Annotated in this window: 11 protein-coding genes; 5 read left to right on the top strand and 6 right to left on the bottom strand. The window is 64.1% G+C overall.

Annotated features, from left to right (window positions below; all coding sequences use genetic code 11):
- Window positions 1-9: 9 nt before the first annotated feature.
- The 4 genes from WBF69_RS10820 to WBF69_RS10805 form a co-directional block, all read right to left on the bottom strand.
- A complete protein-coding gene (locus WBF69_RS10820) occupies window positions 10-4,704 on the bottom strand; it encodes a glutamate synthase-related protein (protein WP_424264017.1) in 4,695 nt (1,564 codons plus the stop codon).
- A 305-nt stretch (window positions 4,705-5,009) separates the two neighbouring features.
- A complete protein-coding gene (locus WBF69_RS10815) occupies window positions 5,010-6,203 on the bottom strand; it encodes an ABC transporter substrate-binding protein (RefSeq protein WP_424264015.1) in 1,194 nt (397 codons plus the stop codon).
- A 35-nt stretch (window positions 6,204-6,238) separates the two neighbouring features.
- On the bottom strand, window positions 6,239-7,021 hold the full coding sequence (locus WBF69_RS10810) for an ABC transporter ATP-binding protein (protein ID WP_424264013.1): 783 nt from the start codon (window positions 7,019-7,021) through the stop codon (window positions 6,239-6,241).
- An 18-nt stretch (window positions 7,022-7,039) separates the two neighbouring features.
- Window positions 7,040-8,095 (bottom strand): FecCD family ABC transporter permease, encoded by a 1,056-nt coding sequence (locus WBF69_RS10805; RefSeq protein WP_424264011.1) that lies wholly within the window; start codon window positions 8,093-8,095, stop codon window positions 7,040-7,042.
- A 54-nt stretch (window positions 8,096-8,149) separates the two neighbouring features.
- On the opposite strand from WBF69_RS10805, the gene WBF69_RS10800 reads away from it, so the two are divergent.
- Window positions 8,150-9,031: an alpha/beta hydrolase gene (locus WBF69_RS10800; protein ID WP_424264009.1), complete on the top strand. Its 882-nt coding sequence runs from the start codon at window positions 8,150-8,152 to the stop codon at window positions 9,029-9,031.
- An 83-nt stretch (window positions 9,032-9,114) separates the two neighbouring features.
- On the top strand, window positions 9,115-11,418 hold the full coding sequence (locus WBF69_RS10795; protein ID WP_424264007.1) for a TonB-dependent siderophore receptor: 2,304 nt from the start codon (window positions 9,115-9,117) through the stop codon (window positions 11,416-11,418).
- A gap of 110 nt (window positions 11,419-11,528) precedes the next feature.
- On the opposite strand, the gene WBF69_RS10790 is transcribed toward WBF69_RS10795, so the two are convergent.
- The gene (locus WBF69_RS10790; protein ID WP_424264005.1) at window positions 11,529-11,900 is read right to left on the bottom strand and encodes a DUF3597 domain-containing protein; all 372 of its coding nucleotides are present in this window, start codon (window positions 11,898-11,900) and stop codon (window positions 11,529-11,531) included.
- The gene (locus WBF69_RS10785; protein ID WP_424264003.1) at window positions 11,875-12,645 is read right to left on the bottom strand and encodes a hypothetical protein; all 771 of its coding nucleotides are present in this window, start codon (window positions 12,643-12,645) and stop codon (window positions 11,875-11,877) included. Before WBF69_RS10785 ends, WBF69_RS10790 begins: the two co-directional genes overlap by 26 nt.
- A 231-nt stretch (window positions 12,646-12,876) precedes the next feature.
- On the opposite strand from WBF69_RS10785, the gene WBF69_RS10780 reads away from it, so the two are divergent.
- The 3 genes from WBF69_RS10780 to pgi all read left to right on the top strand — a co-directional run bounded on the left by WBF69_RS10780 (window position 12,877) and on the right by pgi (window position 18,274).
- A complete protein-coding gene (locus WBF69_RS10780; RefSeq protein WP_424264001.1) occupies window positions 12,877-15,300 on the top strand; it encodes a 3-hydroxyacyl-CoA dehydrogenase/enoyl-CoA hydratase family protein in 2,424 nt (807 codons plus the stop codon).
- 11 nt (window positions 15,301-15,311) lie between these two features.
- Window positions 15,312-16,508: an acetyl-CoA C-acyltransferase gene (locus WBF69_RS10775; protein WP_424263999.1), complete on the top strand. Its 1,197-nt coding sequence runs from the start codon at window positions 15,312-15,314 to the stop codon at window positions 16,506-16,508.
- A 188-nt stretch (window positions 16,509-16,696) separates the two neighbouring features.
- On the top strand, window positions 16,697-18,274 hold the full coding sequence (gene pgi / locus WBF69_RS10770) for a glucose-6-phosphate isomerase (RefSeq protein ID WP_424263997.1): 1,578 nt from the start codon (window positions 16,697-16,699) through the stop codon (window positions 18,272-18,274).
- Window positions 18,275-18,296: the final 22 nt, after the last annotated feature.

The raw sequence follows: 18,296 nt of genomic DNA, 5'->3' as shown, positions 1-18,296 counted from the left end.
GGTATTCCTTCAGGCTGCCAGTGCGCGGGATTGGGCGGCTTGCCACAGCTCGCCCAAGGCGCGGCGATATTCGGTCGGGGTGACTTTGACAAAGGCGCGGCGGGCCTGATTCCAGTCGTCCAGGATTTCCCGGGCGCGGAAGCTGCCGGTGTGGCGGAAATGGTTTTCCACCAGACGGCGCACGATGGTTTCGTCGGTTTCACGTTCGCTGTCGTGGCTCTGGTGGTGCCAGAACTGGACGTCGCCCGCCTGTTGCTGAGCCTGGTGGGTGCTCATGGGCTCGAGCTGCACCATGTCCGGATTGCAGCGCCGTGCGAAGGCCTGTTCCGGGTCCCAGACGTAGGCCACGCCGCCGGACATGCCCGCGGCGAAATTGCGCCCGGTTTCGCCCAGGACGACGACGGTGCCGCCCGTCATGTATTCGCAGCCGTGGTCCCCGGTGCCTTCGACGACGGTGACGGCGCCGGAATTACGCACGGCGAAACGTTCGCCCGCCACGCCGTTGAAGTAGGCCTCGCCGCCGGTGGCGCCATACAGCACGGTGTTGCCGGCGATGATGTGATCCGGCCCGAAGCCGCGGAAGTCATTGGGCGAGCGCACGATCAGGCGTCCGCCCGACAGACCCTTGCCGACGTAGTCGTTGGCTTCGCCGACCAGGTCCAGGGTGACGCCGTGCGCCAGGAAAGCGCCGAAGCTCTGGCCCGCCGCGCCGTTGCACTGGATGTGGATGGTGTCGTCGGGCAGGCCTTCGTGACCGTAGCGCCGGGCGACCTCGCCCGAGAGCATGGCGCCGATGGTGCGGTTGCGGTTGCGCACCGGCGTGATGAAGGACACCTTTTCCCCGCGTTCCAGGGCGGCCTTGCTGCGTTCGATCAGTTGATGGTCCAGAGCGTGTTCCAGGCCGTGATTTTGGGCCTGGGTCTGATGCACGGGATCGTCCGTCTGTACCTGATGGAAGATGCGGCTGAAGTCCAGGCCGTGGGCTTTCCAGTGACTGATGCTTTTGCGCATGTCCAGCAAGTCCACGCGACCGATCAGTTCGTCAAAGGTGCGAATGCCCAGCTGGGCCATGATTTCCCGGACTTCCTCGGCGACGAAGAAGAAATAGTTCACGACGTATTCGGGCTTGCCATTGAATTTCTTGCGCAGCACCGGGTCCTGGGTCGCCACGCCCGTCGGGCAGGTATTCAGGTGGCATTTGCGCATCATGATGCAGCCTTCGACAATCAGCGGCGCCGTGGCGAAGCCGACCTCGTCGGCGCCCAGCATGGCGGCGATGGCCACGTCGCGCCCGGTCTTCATCTGGCCGTCGGCTTGTACGCGGATGCGGCTGCGCAGGCGGTTCAGCACCAGCGTCTGCTGGGTTTCCGCCAGGCCCAGTTCCCAGGGGATGCCGGCATGCTTGATGGACGAGACCGGGGATGCGCCCGTGCCGCCATCGTGGCCGGCGATCACGACATGGTCGGCCTTGGCTTTGGCCACACCGGTGGCGACCGTACCCACGCCGACCTCGGCGACCAGCTTCACGGAAATAGACGCGCGTTCATTGACGTTCTTCAGATCGTGGATCAGCTGGGCCAGATCCTCGATGGAATAGATGTCGTGGTGCGGCGGGGGCGAGATCAGCCCCACGCCCGGCACGGAATAGCGCAGCTGGGCGATGTAGTCGGTGACCTTGTGGCCTGGCAGCTGGCCGCCTTCGCCAGGCTTGGCGCCCTGGGCCATCTTGATCTGGATCTGGTCGGCGCTGCACAGGTATTCAGCCGTGACGCCGAAGCGTCCGGACGCCACCTGTTTGATGCGCGAGCGCAGCGAGTCGCCCGCCGCCAGCGGAATGTCGGCCACGATGCGGTCCTCGCCCAGGACCGAGGCGATCGAGTCGCCCTTGCGCACGGTGGGTTTGCCGGCGCGCATTTCGGCGCGATAGCGCAGGGCGTCTTCGCCGCCTTCACCGGTATTGGATTTGCCGCCGATGCGGTTCATGGCTACGGCCAAGGTGGCATGGGCCTCGGTGGAAATCGAGCCCAGCGACATGGCGCCGGTGGCGAAGCGTTTGACGATTTCCTTGGCGGGTTCGACTTCGGACAAGGGAATCGCCTGGGCCGGATCGACGCGGAATTCAAACAAGCCGCGCAGCGTCATGTGGCGGCGCGATTGGTCGTTGATCAGCTGGGCGTATTCCTTGAAGGTGGAATAGTTGTTGGCGCGGGTGGCATGCTGCAGCTTGGCGATGGAATCCGGCGTCCACAGATGCGCTTCGCCCCGGATGCGGAAGGCGTAGTCGCCGCCTTCGTCCAGACGGTCGGCCAGAATGGGGTTGTTGCCAAAGGCGGCTTGATGCGTGCGCAGGGCTTCTTCCGCCACCTGGAAGATATCGATGCCTTCGATGTTGCTGGGCGTGCCGGTGAAGTATTTTTTCACCAGACTGCTATGCAGGCCGACGGCCTCGAAGATCTGCGCCCCGGTGTAGGACATATAGGTCGAAATGCCCATTTTGGACATGACCTTCTTGAGGCCCTTGCCGATGGCATGGATATAGTTGTCCGTGGCTTTGGCCGGATCGGCCATCCCCGCCAGCGATTCCAGCGCCAGCCAGGGGTGCACGGCCTCGGCGCCGTAGCCGGCCAGCAGCGCGAAATGATGGGTTTCCAGCGCCGAACCGGTTTCCACGATCAGGCCGGTCTTGGTGCGCAGCCCCGCGCGGATCAGATGCAGGTGAATGGCGGATGTGGCCAGCAGCGCCGGAATGGCCACATGCTCGGCGTCCACTTTGCGGTCGCTCAGCAGCAGGATGTTGTTGCCGCTGCGCACGGCATCGGCTGCCGTGGCGCACAGGGACGCCAGACAGGCTTCGATGCCTTCGCGGCCCCAGGCGACCGGGTAGGTGATGTCCAGTTCGCAGCAGCGGAACTTGTCGTTGGTCTGGCTGCTGATATGGCGCAACTGCGCCATCGCGGCCTGATCCAGCACGGGCTGGCTGATTTCCAGGCGCAGGGGCGGATTGACGTTATTGATGTCCAGCAGGTTGGGCTTGGGGCCGATGAAGGACACCAGCGACATGACCAACTGCTCGCGGATCGGATCGATCGGCGGGTTCGTCACCTGCGCGAACATCTGGCGGAAGTAGTGATAGAAGGGCTTGGCGCGGTCCGACAGGACGGTCAGGGGCGCATCGTTGCCCATCGAGCCGATGGCCTCCTGGCCCGTGGCGGACATGGGCTCCAGGATGAATTTGAAGTCTTCCTGCGTCCAGCCGAATGCCTGCTGACGGTCCAGCAGGCTGGCGCCGGGTACGGGCAGATCGTCGGCCTTCAGGGGCGGCAGATCGTCGAGTTTCATGCGCAGGCGTTCGATCCACTGCGGGTAGGGGTGCGCGTTGGCGAGCTGCGATTTGATTTCCGCATCTTCGATGATGCGGCCCTGCTGCAGGTCGATCAGCAACATCTTGCCGGGCTGCAGGCGCCATTTCTTGACGATGCGGTGTTCGGGAATGGGCAGCGTGCCGGCCTCGGAGGCCAGGATCACCATATTGTCGTCGGTGATCAGGTAGCGGGCAGGACGCAGGCCGTTGCGGTCCAGCGTGGCGCCGATCTGGCGGCCATCGGTGAAGGCCACGGCAGCGGGGCCGTCCCAAGGTTCCATCATGGCCGCATGATATTCATAGAAGGCGCGGCGCGACACGTCCATGTCGGCGTGCTGTTCCCAGGCCTCGGGAATCATGATCATCATGGCGTGGGCCAGGGAATAGCCGGACATGACCAGCAGTTCCAGGCAGTTGTCGAAGGTCGCCGTGTCTGACTGGCCTTCGTAGACGATGGGGTAGAGCTTGCTCAGGTCTTCGCCGAGCACGGCGGATGTCATCACGCCCTCGCGCGCCCGCAACCAGTTGAAATTGCCCTTGACCGTGTTGATTTCGCCGTTGTGCGCGATCATGCGGTACGGGTGCGCCAGCGGCCAGGCGGGAAACGTATTGGTGGAAAAGCGTTGGTGCACCAGCGCCAGCGCGGACGTCGCCCGCGTATCGGCCAGGTCGCGGTAGTACACACCCACCTGGCTGGCCAGCAGCAGGCCTTTGTAGACGACGGTGCGTACCGAGATCGACGGCACAAAATATTCCTGACCATGAGCCAGTTGCATGCGCTGGATGGCATGGCTGGCGGTCTTGCGGATGACGTAGAGTTTGCGCTCTAGTGCATCGGGGACCATGATGTCCGGCCCGCGACCGATGAACAATTGGCGGATGACGGGTTCACAGGCGCGCACGGTGGGTGACATGTCCATCGTGTGGTCGATGGGCACGTCGCGCCAACCCAGCACCACCTGGCCTTCGTCGCGCACGGCGCGTTCCAGCTCGCGCTCACAGGCCAGCCGTGAAGCGGTTTCTTTGGGCAGAAAGACCATGGCGACGCCGTAGTCGTCCGGCGGCGGCAAGGTGACGCCCAAGCCGGCCATGTCTTCGCGGTACAGCTGATCGGGAATCTGGATCAGGATGCCCGCCCCATCGCCCATCAGTTCGTCTGCGCCCACTGCGCCCCGGTGATTCAGGTTTTCCAGGATCTTCAGCGCTTGCTGAATGATGGTGTGGGTTTTGTGCCCTTCGATCTGGGCGACGAAGCCGACGCCACAGGCATCGTGTTCGTATTCGGGGCGGTAGAGACCCTGGGCGGCGGGCAGGCCGGGGAGGCGGGAAACAGGGTAGGTCATGGCAGGGCTCGCAGGGCTGAATCGCAGATGCCACCCCTAGTGGGTGGAATCTGGGTGGAATCAGAAAATTACGCTGACAAACCCGTGCCGACAATAGGTTTTTATTTGATGTGTCCCTATTTATTCTGCTTTGATATTTCTTATATTAAAAATGGGGTCGTATCAAATAATATGAAAACACTTAACATCTTTATCGATAATCGGTTTCTTTATCGGGAAAACCCTGATTGAGAGGCGCTAAAAATTCTTATCCCTGATTCAAGGTAGCGCGAGCGGTCCTGGGCCAGACCCTGCCAGACGCGGCGTCACGGCTGCGGTCGCAGATTCACCAGATAGGTGCCTTGCAGGGGGACCGCCAGGAAACGCGCATTGATGTCGCGCAGCGTGTCGGCTGGCTGGATGTCCTGGAAACGGTCGGGATGGATCCAGCGGGCCAGCGCTTCGATGAACACCACATGCAGCGGCGAATCGTTGAAGGCATGCCAGACGCCGTGGCTATTGCCGGACCGCACAGCGGGCAGAGCCCCCAGGCGATTGGAATCGATCAGGCGCTGCAGGCTGGCGCGGGCCTCGTTCTCGTCCACCCCTGCGCCGATGGCCAGCCCTTTGGCGGCGCGGGAACCTGTGCCGGTCGCCACATAGACCTGCGGCGCGCTGGCGTTGATATATTCGAAATTCAGCTTGCCGGTGGCGCTTCTCAGCACGTCGGCGCCGATGTTGCGACCGCCGGCATAGCGAACCATCTCGTTGAACGTGCCCACGCCGGGCGAGTTGCAGCAGTCCGTGCTGCCGGCGTGGGCATGGACGAAGACGGGCGGATGCCGGCCTTCCGGCAGATCGGCCAGGCGCTGGGCGATGGCCTGCATGTGCTGCTTGTAAAAGCGGATGAAATCCTCGGCCTGCGTTTCGTGGCCGATGGCTTTGCCCAAAGCCCGCAGGCTGGGGATGGTGTTGTCCAGGGGGTGTATGAAAAAGTCGATCACAATGACCGGGACTTGGGCGCTTTCGAAGCGGCGGATGAGGGGGGATTCATCGGCGGCCTGCCCTGCCTTCAGACCGGCAAAGGAGGCTGTCATCACCACCAGATCTGGTCGCAGCCCCAGCGCGCTTTCCACTGAGAACGAATCCGCCGCGTGGCGCCCGACGACGGGGACGGTGGACAGGCTGGGGAAACGCTGCAGGGCGGCCTGGTAGTCCGGCGCGAACGAGGTCTTGAATTCGTCGGACCAACCCGCCAGGATGGCGGCCGGATCCGGAGTCAGCAGGGACAGCACCTGAAAATGCCGGGCCTGAGCCAGCACCACGCGCTGTGCGGGGCCAGGCAGCGTCACCGTGCGGCCCAGAACGTCCGTGACCTGGATGGACGCGGCATTGGCCGGTGCGATGAAGGGGGCGGCCAGCATCAGCAGCAGTGCGGTCAGCGCGCCTGCAAGCCGCGCTGCGGGCCGCCCGCCGGACTGGGTCAAGGGAACTGTGCGGCGGTCATCCGGGAAGGACATGGTGAGGGTCGCCTTGAGGCCAAGGGGTTTGTCGGTCAGGCGGCAGGCTGGCACAGCCCGTCGATCAGAATGTGCCGCAGTCCGCGCGAACACGTCTCCACGCGCGCCTCGACCTGATAGACCTGGGCCAGCGCGTCGGGGGTGATGACGGTCTCGGGACTGCCGTGGCCGACCAGCTCACCCGCCTGGATCAGCAGGGCGTCGTCGCTGCGCTGCAGGGCGATGTTCAGGTCGTGCAGCACGATCAAGGTGGTCAGGCCGTGTTCCTGCGTTTCCTGGCGCAGCAGGTCCATGACGTGGCATTGGTAGTTCAGGTCCAGGGCCGATAGCGGTTCATCCAGCAGCAGCAGGCGCGGGGTGCGGATCAGGGCCTGCGCCAGTCCGACCAGCTGCTTCTGCCCGCCGGACAGTTCGTCCAGGTAATGCATCGCCAGGTGTTCGATGCCCAGCCGCGACAGCACGTGCAGGATGCGTTCCGGGCTGGCATCCTGCGCTTGCGGCGCCAGATCGGATGCGCGGGCGGCCACCAACACGGATTCAAACACCCGCAGATGCACGGCGGCAGGCAGGGATTGCGGCAGATACACGACCTGCTGCGCGCGACGTTCAAAAGACAGGCGGGTCAGATCCTGACCGTCCAGCAGCACCTGGCCGTCGGCCTTCAGCAGGCCGGCGATGGCCTTGAGCAGGGTGGACTTGCCGCTGCCATTGGGGCCGAGCAGCGAGACCACCCGGCCAGGTGCCAGGGGGCCGGCGGTCAGTTGGCGGATGATGGAGCGATGGCCGTAGGCGACCGAGAGATCCTGGATCTGCAGCATATTCAGCGGGCTTTCATGTCATTTCACCTGTCGGCGCAGCACGACGGACAGGAAAAACGGGACGCCGACCAGCGAAGTCACGATCCCCACCGGTACGATGATGCCCGGCACGATGTTCTTCGATGCAATCGAAGCCAGCGACAGGATCGTGCCGCCCACCAGGGCGCTGCCCGGCAGGTAGAAGCGGTGATCCTCGCCGAACAGGCGTCGGGCGATGTGAGGGGCGATCAGGCCGACGAAACCGATGGTGCCGACGAAGGACACCGCCAATGCCGCCAGAATGCTGATGCGCAGCAGCGAGATCAGTCGCAGGCGCGGCACGTCGATGCCGAAACTGGCGGCGCGGTCCTCGCCCAGCCGCAGCGCGGTCAGTTTCCAGGTATCGCGCAGCGACAGCGGCAGCAACAGGGCGATCACCAGCAGCAGGATACCCAGTTTGGGCCATGATGACCGGGCCAGACTGCCCATGGTCCAGAACACCAGACCCTGCAGCGCTTCGGCGCTGGCGACGAACTGCACCAGCGAGACGGCGGCATTGAAAGAAAACACCAGAGCGATACCAAACAGGATCAGGCCGGATGTGCTCATGGCCCCCCAGCGGGCGACCAGATCCAGCAGCAGAGCGGATATCAGCGCGAAGACAAAAGCATTGGCCGCCACCATCCAGGACTGTGGCACGCCGGGGAACGACAGGCCTAGCACGATGGCGAGCGAGGCGCCGAAGGCGGCGGCTGACGAGATTCCCAGGGTGAAGGGGCTGGCCAGCGGGTTGTTCAGGATGGTCTGCATTTCGCCGCCCGCCAGACCCAGCGCCAGGCCTACGGCCACGGCCATCAGCGCATAGGGCAGACGGATGTCCCAGACGATCACGCGGGTGGTCGGATCCGCTTGGGCTGGCTGGAACAGCGCGTGGCTGAGTTCCGCCCATCCCAGGCCGGAAGGCCCCAGCATGAAGTCGGCCAGGATGGAAACCAGGATGACGAGCCCCAGCAAAGCGACCAGCAGCCAGCGACGCCGGAGGAGCTGCCGGTAGTTTTCCAGTGTGGCGGGAAGGGCGGTTTGAGGAGGTTTCATGAATGAGAACCGTTTACAATCGTGCCAGTATAGAGGATCAATGATGGCTCCGTCATGACGACAGTTTCCGCCGAGTTCGAGATGCCCCTGCCCGGTGATCGCCGTTGCGTCGTGCGGTTGGCCGTGCCGCCCGGCTTGATGCCGTCGGGTGGCTGGCCGGTGGCCTATGTGCTGGATCTTAACCAGTTTGACACGATGCGCCGGGTTGCCGGGGCGGATGGCTTGCCAGGCATCCTGGTGGGAATGGCGCCACAGGTGCCGGCGCAGCGTGTCTGGGACTACACGCCCCGGTATTGGCGGCAACCACTGGTCGCCGACGATACGGTGGATGTGCAGGCGCCAATGGGGCCAGCCGGGTTCCAGGGGCCAGGTCCGCTGCCGGCTGGCGTACAGGCAGGGGCAGCCAATTGGCTGCATGCGCTGGACCAGGTCCGCGCCCGGGTCGCGGGCGATTTTCGCCTGGACCCCCGCCGCCAGGTACTGGCGGGCCACTCGCTGGGGGCCTTATTTGCACTCTATGTGCTGCTGCACAGGCCGCAGGCCTTTGAGGGCTATGTGTTGTCCAGCCCGTCGGTATGGTGGGGGCAGGGCTACGCCCGGCGTCTGGTGCGCCGACGTCTGGGCTGGCTGGAACGGCAGGGCTTGCCGGGACTGGGGTTGTCCTTGACGGTAGGGGAATATGAGCAAGGTCTCAGCCCGGCGGAAATAAGCCTGGGCGCGGAAGAGCGCGAGCGGCAGTTGCTCAAGCGCCAACGCCGCGCGATGGTCGATGGTGTGCAGGCGCTGGCGGATGATCTGGCTGGCTGCCCCGATCTGCGGCTGCGCCACGTGGTGCTATCGGGGCATATTCACCGGACTGCGCCGCAGGATGCCTTGGCGGCGGGGTGGCGGTGGCTGCTGGATAGTGAAGATCGCGGATCAGCATCAATGCCTTGAAATACTAGATTGCAAATGAGAACTATTGTCGTTTATATTCTCACGAATCTTGATAATCCTCATTCGCATCGCAAGGAAGTTTCATGCCGTTTTCAAGTCGTTCCACCCAGGCGCTGCCGACGCTGGGGCTATGTCTTTCGCTAGGACTGTTGAGCACTGCCGCGCAAGCGCAGTCCGCTACGAGCCCGGCAGACAAGGACGTGACCCAGCTGGATCGCGTCGTCGTCAAGGCCGAACAGGAACTGAAACAGACACTGGGCGCGTCCACCATCACCGCCCAGGACATCCAGAAATCCCCGCCGGCCACCGACGTGTCGGAAATTATCCGCACCATGCCGGGCGTGAACCTGACCGGCAATTCATCCAGCGGCCAACGCGGCAACAACCGCCAGATCGACATCCGCGGCATGGGGCCGGAAAACACCCTGATCCTGATCGACGGCAAACCCGTGTCCTCGCGCGGGTCGGTGCGTTTCGGCTGGCGCGGCGAACGCGACACACGCGGCGACACCAACTGGGTGCCGCCCGAACAGATCGAGCGCATCGAAGTCCTGCCCGGACCGGCTGCCGCCCGCTACGGCAACGGTGCAGCGGGCGGGGTGGTGAACATCATCACCAAGCCGCCTGCGGATAAGTTGAGCGGGTCTGTGTCCGTCTATGGCAACCTGCCCGAACACAGCGACGAGGGCTCGACCAGTCGCACGACCTTCAGCCTGACTGGCCCGATCTCCGACAGCCTGGATTTCCGCCTGGGCGGCAGCATGGCGAATTTCCAGGGGGATGCGTACGACATCAACCAGGACCATGCTTCCTTACGCGGGGGTAGCAACAAGGGGACCTTCCCCGCCGGTCGAGAAGGCTTCAAGAGTCGTGACGTCAATGGCGTGCTGAGCTGGAAGCCCGCCGCCGGTCACAAGATCGACTTCGAGGCCGGCTACGGGCGTCAGGGCAACATCTATGTGGGCGATACGCAGAACACCAACACCAATGACATGGTGAAGCGTGAACTGGGCGGCGAGACGAATCGCGTCTATCGTCAGGCCTACTCCATTACTCACAATGGCGATTGGAATGCGGACACGCACACGCTGAGCTATCTGCAGTATGAACAGAGCCGCAATACCCGTCTGCTGGAAGGTCTGGCCGGCGGTACCGAAGGCGCGTTCAACGACCCCGCCAATCCCAAGGTAAATGACGGCGGTTACGGCGACATTGATCTGCGCACGCTGACCGCCCATACCGAACTGAACCGGCGCCTGAGTTGGGGCGGCATCGAGCAGATGGGGACCTTCGGTCTGGAATGGGTGCGCCAGGATCTGGAGGACCAGGCATCGGATCTGGCCGCGCGCAACAGTCCGAGCGCAAAGATGCCCAAGGTGCCCTTCGCGTACAACCCCAAGGTGCATGCCAACATCTATTCCGTATTCGCCGAAGACAATCTGTACGTCGGTGACCGCTGGACCGTGACGCCCGGCCTGCGCTTTGACCATCACAGCATCCAGGGCAGCAACTGGAGTCCATCATTGAATCTGTCCTACATGGTCAACGACCAGTGGACGGTGAAGGCCGGAATCGCCCGGGCGTACAAGGCGCCTAACCTGTACCAGAGCAATGCCGGATATCTGTTGTACAGCGCGGGCAATGGCTGCTGGGGCAATGCGCCGGGGGGCACGGAAGGCTGCTTCCTGCTGGGGAACCCGGATCTGAAGGCGGAAACCAGCATCAACAAGGAACTGGGCGTCGAATTCCGCAGCCCGGACGGGCTGGGCGCCAGCCTGACCTATTTTCACAATGACTATCGTGACAAGATCGAGGCGGGACGCACCGCTATCGATTCTTTCGTCGGGAGCACCAAGCTCAAGCAGAACGTCTTCCAATGGGAAAACATTCCCCGCGCCGTCGTGCAGGGCATCGAGGGCAACCTGACCTGGCCTTTCGCGCAGGACTGGCTGTGGTCCACGAATTTCACCTACATGATCGAATCGGAGAACAAGGAGACGGGCGAGCACCTGTCCACCATCCCCGAATACACGATCAACAGCGCACTGGACTGGTCGGTGACGTCAGTCTGGTCGTTGCGCGCCAAAGCGACGGTCTATGGTGAGCAGGAAGGGCCGAAATACGATTACTACGGCCAGCCTCTGACCGGCAGCGCGACGGACAAGATTCCGCCTTATGCCGTGTTCGGCCTGAGCACGCAGTACAAGGTCAACAAGCACCTGCGGGTGACGGCGGGTGTGGACAATGTGTTCGACAAGCGCATCTTCCGCCGCGGGAACGCTATCGGGGTGAACATGGACAATGCCAACTACATTTACGGCGCCGGCGCCTACACCTACAACCAGCCTGGCCGCAGCTTTTTCATGGAAGTGACCAGCTCGTTCTGATCGATCCGTACGGGGGATTGATAAGTCCCATGTCCTCTGGTCCGGGAGGCATGGGACGTTTGAGTGGCTTGAAACGGGTTCGCTACTCTCGGTGCTTGCGAGCGCAGAGCTTAACGGGAATCTGTTTTGCCCACCATGCGCAGGATGTCGTCCAGCGCGTTGCCGCCGTTTTCCGCCAATCGGGCCAGCACGGTCTTGTGCTGCCACATGTTCATTTGCGCGGAGTCGCTCATCTTGTCTGCGGGACAGCCCAGTTCGGTTGCCAGTTCTTTACGTGCGCTAAGGCTGCTGTCCATGTCGAGCAGCTTCATGAGGTCGACGATGGATGTTTTCCAGTTCAGCTTCTGGGCATTGGCGTTGGCTTTTTGTTCCAATTGGCCGACTATGTCCACGACGGAAATTGCCTGATTGGGCGGCGCTGGATGTTGCCCGGATATCGCAGTCGTGACTACACGTCTAGGAGACTTTCCGGGGCCGCCCACGCGGCGCCGGGCTGACGCGCCGGGACGCCAGGCGTCCCAGATGCGTCAGGAAAATCCTTTCCCCCAGCGCCCATTGTCCGTGCAGGGCGGCTTCGATCTGCCGGCTTTGCCATTCAGGCAGGCCGACGGCCAGGCGCTTGCGCCAGGCCGCCTGGCGGGCGAATGGCGTGTCGCCTTCGTGCCAGTAGTCGGGGTGATCCAGCAGCCAGCCGGCAGGGTAGGCGGCGCTGGGCGCGTGTCCCGCGTGTTCTGCGGCTGAGGACCAGGGCCACTGGGTGGCAGCGGCGACCTGCTGAGTCCTGACGGCCAGCGATTCCACCCAGAGCATGGCGGGCAGGACCCAGCGCCCTGGTTCCAGCAGCGCATTATGGTAGCGGCCCGTGTAAACGCGCGTGCGTAGTAGCCCGGCCCCCATCCGCCGCCCCAGCGCCTGCATCAGGCGCGGCAGGGCCTGGGCGTCGCCCGGCGTGGCCAACAGGGTGATCTGGTCGGGCAGCGCTATCCAGGCATGAATGGCGAGAGTCGCCATGTCGGGGCCGGATGGCGCAGAGCCTGGTCGGGCGGGCCGTAAGGCCGCAAGATGATGAGGTTTGGCGCCGCGGGCGGCTTCTTCGGCCAGCCAGCCGGCGATTTTGTCCAATGCCGCTGCGGGTGTCGGTGCATCGGCAGGGGCCAGCATATGGGCGAACCGCGCATGCACCAATTGCGGGATGCGGGGGGCATACAGACGAGGAAGGCGGGCCATGTGTGTGTTGAGCGCCGTGTCTGGCTGTCGTATCCATCAAGCTCTTATTATAGAAGTCTTGCTTGCAGCCGCCGTGGCGCAGATCCGTATTCAAACGATCGTTTGAATTTTGATTTCAAATCAGCGACAATCAGAAATCGGCTTTCGGATAGAGCTTCCCGCTTTCAGGGGTTGAGACGCCAAGGAGCCGTCCATCCGGAACCTTCCATCACTGTGAGAGGACACCATATCATGCAAACCAGTCAGTCAGCCCCCCTGTTCATCCGCCGTGTGGCGGTGTGCGGCGCCGGGGTCATGGGGGCGCAGATTGCAGCCCATTGCGCCAATGCCGGCGTGCCGGTGGTGCTGTTCGATCTATCCAAGGACGACGGCCAGGGCGGCAAGAACGCCATCGTGGGCCGCGCCATCGCCCAGCTCAAAAAATTGAACCCTGCGCCCCTGGGCGTGGACAAACTGGCCGAACTGATCACCCCGGCCAATTACGACGAAGACCTGGCTTTGCTGGCGGATTGCGATGTGGTCATCGAAGCCATCGCCGAACGCCTGGACTGGAAGCGCGATCTGTACCACAAGCTGGCGCCGGCGCTGAACCCGCATGCCATCGTCGCCAGCAACACGTCCGGCTTGTCGATCACGTCCCTGTCCGAAGCCTTGCCGGAAACCTTGCGCCACCGCTTTTGCGGCGTGCACTTCTTCAATCCGCCGCGCTACATGCCGCTGGTGGAACTGATCCCCATCGCCTCCACCGAACCGGCTCTGCTGGACCATCTGGAAACCTTCCTGGTGTCGCAGCTGGGCAAGGGCGTGGTGCGTGCCAAGGACACGCCCAACTTCATCGGCAACCGGATCGGGGTGTTCGGCATCCTGTCCGTGTTTCACCATACCCAGGCGTTCGACCTGCCCTACGAGCTGGTCGATGATCTGACGGGGGTGCGTCTGGGCCGCGCCAAATCGGGTACCTATCGCACGGCGGACGTCGTCGGCCTGGATACCTTGGCGCACGTCATCAACACCATGAAGGACCAGCTGCCCGGCGATCCCTTCCATGCGCATTTCACGATCCCGCCCGTGTTGGCCGGTCTGATCGAACAGGGCGCGCTGGGCCAGAAGACCAAGGCCGGCTTCTTCAAAAAAGAAGGCAAGCAGATCCTGCGTCTGGACCCCAAGGCCGGCGAATACGTGCCGTCGGGCGAAAAGGCCGACGACGAGGTCAAGGAAATCCTGAAGGAACGCGACCCCGCCACACGCCTGCAGGCCCTGCATGATTCCGATCATCCGCAAGCCCAATTCCTCTGGGCGGTCCTGCGCGACACCTTTCATTACAGCGCCGTGCATCTGGGCGACATCGCCGACAGCGCCCGCGAACTGGATCAGGCCATGAAGTGGGGCTTCGGCCACAGCTTCGGACCCTTTGAAATCTGGCAGGCCGCCGGTTGGCAGCGCGTGGCCGGCTGGATCAACGAGGACATCGCCGCCGGCAAGGCGCTGTCGTCGGCGCCGCTGCCGGCGTGGGCCACCAGCGGCCCGGTGTGGGAATCGCAGGCCGTGCATACGCCGGCAGGGTCCTTCAGCCCCGCGCAGAATGCCTATGTGCCGCGCAGCACGCTGGCGGTCTATCAGCGCCAGATCGGCGCCCCGCGCCTGGTGGGCGAAGGTCCGGCCATTCAGCCTGCGGTCGTGTATGAAAACGACGCCGTGCTGTGCTGGACGTTGCCCGCGCCGCACCCCCAGGATGTGCTGATCACATCCTTCAAGACCAAGATGCACACCCTCAGCCCCGATGTGGTGCGCGGTGTGGTGCACGCCGTGGATCTGGCGGAGCAGGGTTACAAGGCCCTGGTCATCGGCCAATTGGAAGATCCGTTTTCGGCTGGCGCCGACCTGAAGGCCATGTTGCCGGCCTTCATGACGGGCGGCGTCAAGGCCGTCGAGCCCATCCAGAAGGAAATGCAGGACATGGTGCTGCGCCTGCGTTACGCGCAGGTGCCGGTCGTGGCGGCGGTGGCCGGTCTGGCGCTGGGCGGCGGCTGCGAATTGTCCGTGCATTGCACCCGCCGTGTCGCGCATCTGGAAAGCTATATCGGTCTGGTGGAAGTCGGTATCGGCCTGGTGCCGGGCGCCGGCGGGATCACCTACAGCGCCCGCCGGGCAGCGGAAATCCAGGCGCAATCCGCCCCGGACGCTCCCTTGCTGGCTTATGTGAAGAATTTCGTCCTGGCCGTGGCGACGGCGCGGGTATCGAAATCCGCGCTAGAGGCACGCGAAATCGGCTATCTGCGCGATTCCGATCCTATCGTCATGAACCGCCACGAGCTGCTGTATGTGGCCGTGCGCGAAGCCGCCAATCTGGCGGAACAGGGCTATCGTCCGCCGGTTGCCGCGCGCTTCCCGGTGGCGGGGCGCGACGCCATCGCCACGCTGCGGGCGCAACTGGTGAACATGCACGTGGGCGGCTACATCAGCGACTATGACTTCCATATTGGTTTGGAAGTGGCGACGGCCATTTGCGGCGGGGATGTCGATCCCGGCAGTCTGGTGGACGAGGCCTGGATGCTGAAGCTGGAACGCCAGGCCTTCCTGGGCCTGCTGGCCAATCCCAAAACACAAGAACGTATTGCCGGGCTGCTGCAAACCGGCAAGCCCGTCCGCAATTAAGGAGACCTTCGATGACTGCTCTGCAACAAGCTTATATCGTCGCTGCGACGCGCACACCCATCGGCAAGGCCCCGCGCGGCATGTATTCCCACACCCGGCCCGATGAACTGCTGGCCAAGGCCATCCAGGGGGTGCTGGCCCAGGCGCCCAATCTGGATCCGGCTGCGATCGAGGATGCCATCGTCGGTTGCGCCATTCCCGAAGGCCCCCAGGGCCTGAACGTCGCGCGTGTCGGCGTCCTGCTGGCGGGCCTGCCCCAGTCGGTGGGCGGCGTCACGGTGAACCGTTTCTGCGCCTCCGGTCTGACGGCGGTGGCCATGGCCGCGGACCGCATCCGTGTGGGCGAGGCCGACGTGATGTTGGCCTGCGGCACGGAATCCATGAGCCTGGTACCCACCATGGGCATCAACACGTCCTTCAGCCCCGATGTCTACCTGAACGATGACAATATTGGTATCGCCTACGGCATGGGTGCAACGGCGGAACAGGTCGCCGAGCGCTGGGATATTTCCCGCGCCGATCAGGATGCTTTTGCCCTGCGTTCGCATCAGCGCGCCCTGGCGGCGCAGCAGGCCGGCGAATTCACCGATGAGATGTTGCCGGTGGAAATCGTCCGCCGCCTGCCGGATCTGGTGACGGGCGAAGTGCGCGAGACCCGTCATACCGTGTCCCTGGACGAAGGCCCGCGCGCCGACACCAGCCTGGAAGCCCTGGCGCGCCTGCGACCGGTGTTCGCCGCCAAAGGCAGCGTGACGGCGGGCAACAGCTCGCAGACGTCCGACGGCGCGGGCGCCTTGCTGGTGGTGTCCGAACGTGCGCTGAAGGAACACAATCTGACGCCGCTGGCGCGTTTCGTGTCGTTTGCCGTGCGCGGCGTGCCGCCCGACATCATGGGCATCGGCCCCAAGGAAGCCATCCCGGCTGCGCTGAAGAAGGCCGGCCTGACGCTGGATCAGATGGGTTGGATCGAACTGAACGAGGCTTTCGCCGCCCAGTCCCTGGCCGTCATCCGCGACCTGGGGCTGAACGAGGATGTCGTCAATCCCATGGGCGGCGCCATCGCTTTGGGCCACCCGCTGGGCGCAACGGGCGCCATCCGTTCGGCGACGACGATCCACGCCATGCGCCGCCGTAATCTGCAATACGGCATGGTGACCATGTGCGTGGGCACCGGCATGGGGGCGGCGGGGATTTACGAGCGCTGCTGATCAGACGTTTTCCTGTCTGACTGGACACCGCTGGTTTTCTGGGCGGATCTGATCGCCAAGCGGCCCCTTTTGGGGCCGCTTGGCTTTTGCGGCTGGTAGCCGGTCGGCAAGCGGTCTGCGCCGCAATGTCCCCAGCACGACCGATTCGCGACATAATGAGCGGCGAATCTACTGCTCCAGACATTCCCATGGCTTCCCATCCTGCTGCTGTTGCCGATACATCGCCCACCCTGACCGAGCTTCCCGAATGGAAACGCTTCGTCGTGGCGGCGCAAACCTGCCCGTCGCAGACCGATGGTCTGGACCTGGTCGAGGCGCCCGGCCTGACGCTGGATGCCAGCGGGCAGCGTCACTCGCCGGAACTGCTGGTCGCGGGCCAGGCCTTGTTGCAAGCGCGTGGATTTGATGAACAGCGCCGCCGCCTGCTGGCGGGCGAAGTCGTCAACGTCACGGAAAATCGCGCGGCCTGGCATACCGCGCTGCGCGCGCCCACGGCCCCCGCCGATGTTCTGGCGGAACGCGAACGTGTGGATGCCTGGGTGCGCCGGGCGGATACCGAGCGTCGCTGGCGCCACATCGTGCACGTGGGGATCGGCGGATCTGACTGGGGGGTGCGTCTGGCGGTGTCCGCCTTTGGATATGCCGGCACCTGGCGGGATGTGCGCTTCGTCGCCAATATCGATGGTCACGCCATCGAAGGCGGCCTGGCCGGCCTGGACCCGCGCGACACCCTGATCGTGCTGGTGTCGAAATCGTTCACCACATCCGAAACACTGGAAAATGGGGCGCGGGCGCGGGAATGGCTGCTGGCCGCCGGCCTGGACCCCGCCGATCACGTGGCGGCAGTGACGGCGCAGCCCGACCGCGCCCGTGCCTGGGGGATTCCGGATACGCAGATTTTCCACCTGTGGGATTGGGTCGGCGGTCGGTTTTCCATCTGGTCGGCGGTCAGCCTGACCACGGCGCTGGCGGTGGGCGCGGATGTGCTGGCGGGCTTGCGCATGGGGGCCGCTGCCATGGACGCCCACTTTGCCCAGGCGCCGCTGTCGCTCAACGCGCCCGTGCGCATGGCGCTGGCCGGCATCGTCAACCGCAGCATTCTGGGGCAGGGTTCCCTGAACATCGCCCCTTACGATTCGCGGTTGGCCAATCTGGTTCCTTATGTGCAGCAGCTGGACATGGAATCCCTGGGGAAATCCGTGGACCAGTCCGGGCGGCCCGTGGGCGTGCCGACGGGGCCCGCCGTCTGGGGCATGCCTGGCACCGATGCGCAGCACACGTTTTTCCAGTGGATGCACCAGGGCAGTGATGGCGCGCCGGTGGACTTCGTCCTGTGCAGCCAGGCCGATCACCATTGGGCGCAGCACCATCGCCAGTTGCTGGCCAACTGCCTGGCTCAGCGCGAGGCCCTGATGCGCGGCAAGACACTCGCCCAGGCGCGCGCCGAATGTCTGGCCGAAGGGCTATCGGCGGAGCAGGCCGATCGGCTGGCGCCGCATCGCGTACACCCAGGCGGGCGGCCCAATCATCTGGTCGTTTTGCCGCGCCTGTCCCCCTATTCCCTGGGCGCGCTGCTCGCGTTGTACGAGCACCGTGTCTTCACTCAGGGCGTGATCTGGGGCATCGACCCCTTTGATCAGTGGGGGGTGGAATACGGCAAGGTCCTGGCGCGCGGCATCGTGCGGGCGCTGGACCCCGATCAGGCAGAGGACGCCGCCGGGCACGATGTCTCGACCCGTCATTGGATCGGGCAGCTGCGGGGCTGATGCGTGTCGGCGGTTTCCGGTA

It is taken from the genome of Castellaniella sp. (assembly GCF_049673105.1).
Classification (GTDB): Bacteria; Pseudomonadota; Gammaproteobacteria; order Burkholderiales; family Burkholderiaceae_B; genus Castellaniella.
This window is presented reverse-complemented; position numbering and strand designations above follow the sequence as displayed.

Bases quoted from the DNA above. Each gene is read 5' to 3' on its own strand.
- WBF69_RS10820 (WP_424264017.1), bottom strand. From the start codon at position 4,704: ATGACCTACCCTGTTTCCCGCCTCCCCGGCCTGCCCGCCGCCCAGGGT.
- WBF69_RS10815 (WP_424264015.1), bottom strand. From the start codon at position 6,203: ATGTCCTTCCCGGATGACCGCCGCACAGTTCCCTTGACCCAGTCCGGC.
- WBF69_RS10810 (WP_424264013.1), bottom strand. From the start codon at position 7,021: ATGCTGCAGATCCAGGATCTCTCGGTCGCCTACGGCCATCGCTCCATC.
- WBF69_RS10805 (WP_424264011.1), bottom strand. From the start codon at position 8,095: ATGAAACCTCCTCAAACCGCCCTTCCCGCCACACTGGAAAACTACCGG.
- WBF69_RS10800 (WP_424264009.1), top strand. From the start codon at position 8,150: ATGACGACAGTTTCCGCCGAGTTCGAGATGCCCCTGCCCGGTGATCGC.
- WBF69_RS10795 (WP_424264007.1), top strand. From the start codon at position 9,115: ATGCCGTTTTCAAGTCGTTCCACCCAGGCGCTGCCGACGCTGGGGCTA.
- WBF69_RS10785 (WP_424264003.1), bottom strand. From the start codon at position 12,645: ATGGCCCGCCTTCCTCGTCTGTATGCCCCCCGCATCCCGCAATTGGTG.
- WBF69_RS10780 (WP_424264001.1), top strand. From the start codon at position 12,877: ATGCAAACCAGTCAGTCAGCCCCCCTGTTCATCCGCCGTGTGGCGGTG.
- WBF69_RS10775 (WP_424263999.1), top strand. From the start codon at position 15,312: ATGACTGCTCTGCAACAAGCTTATATCGTCGCTGCGACGCGCACACCC.
- pgi (WP_424263997.1), top strand. From the start codon at position 16,697: ATGGCTTCCCATCCTGCTGCTGTTGCCGATACATCGCCCACCCTGACC.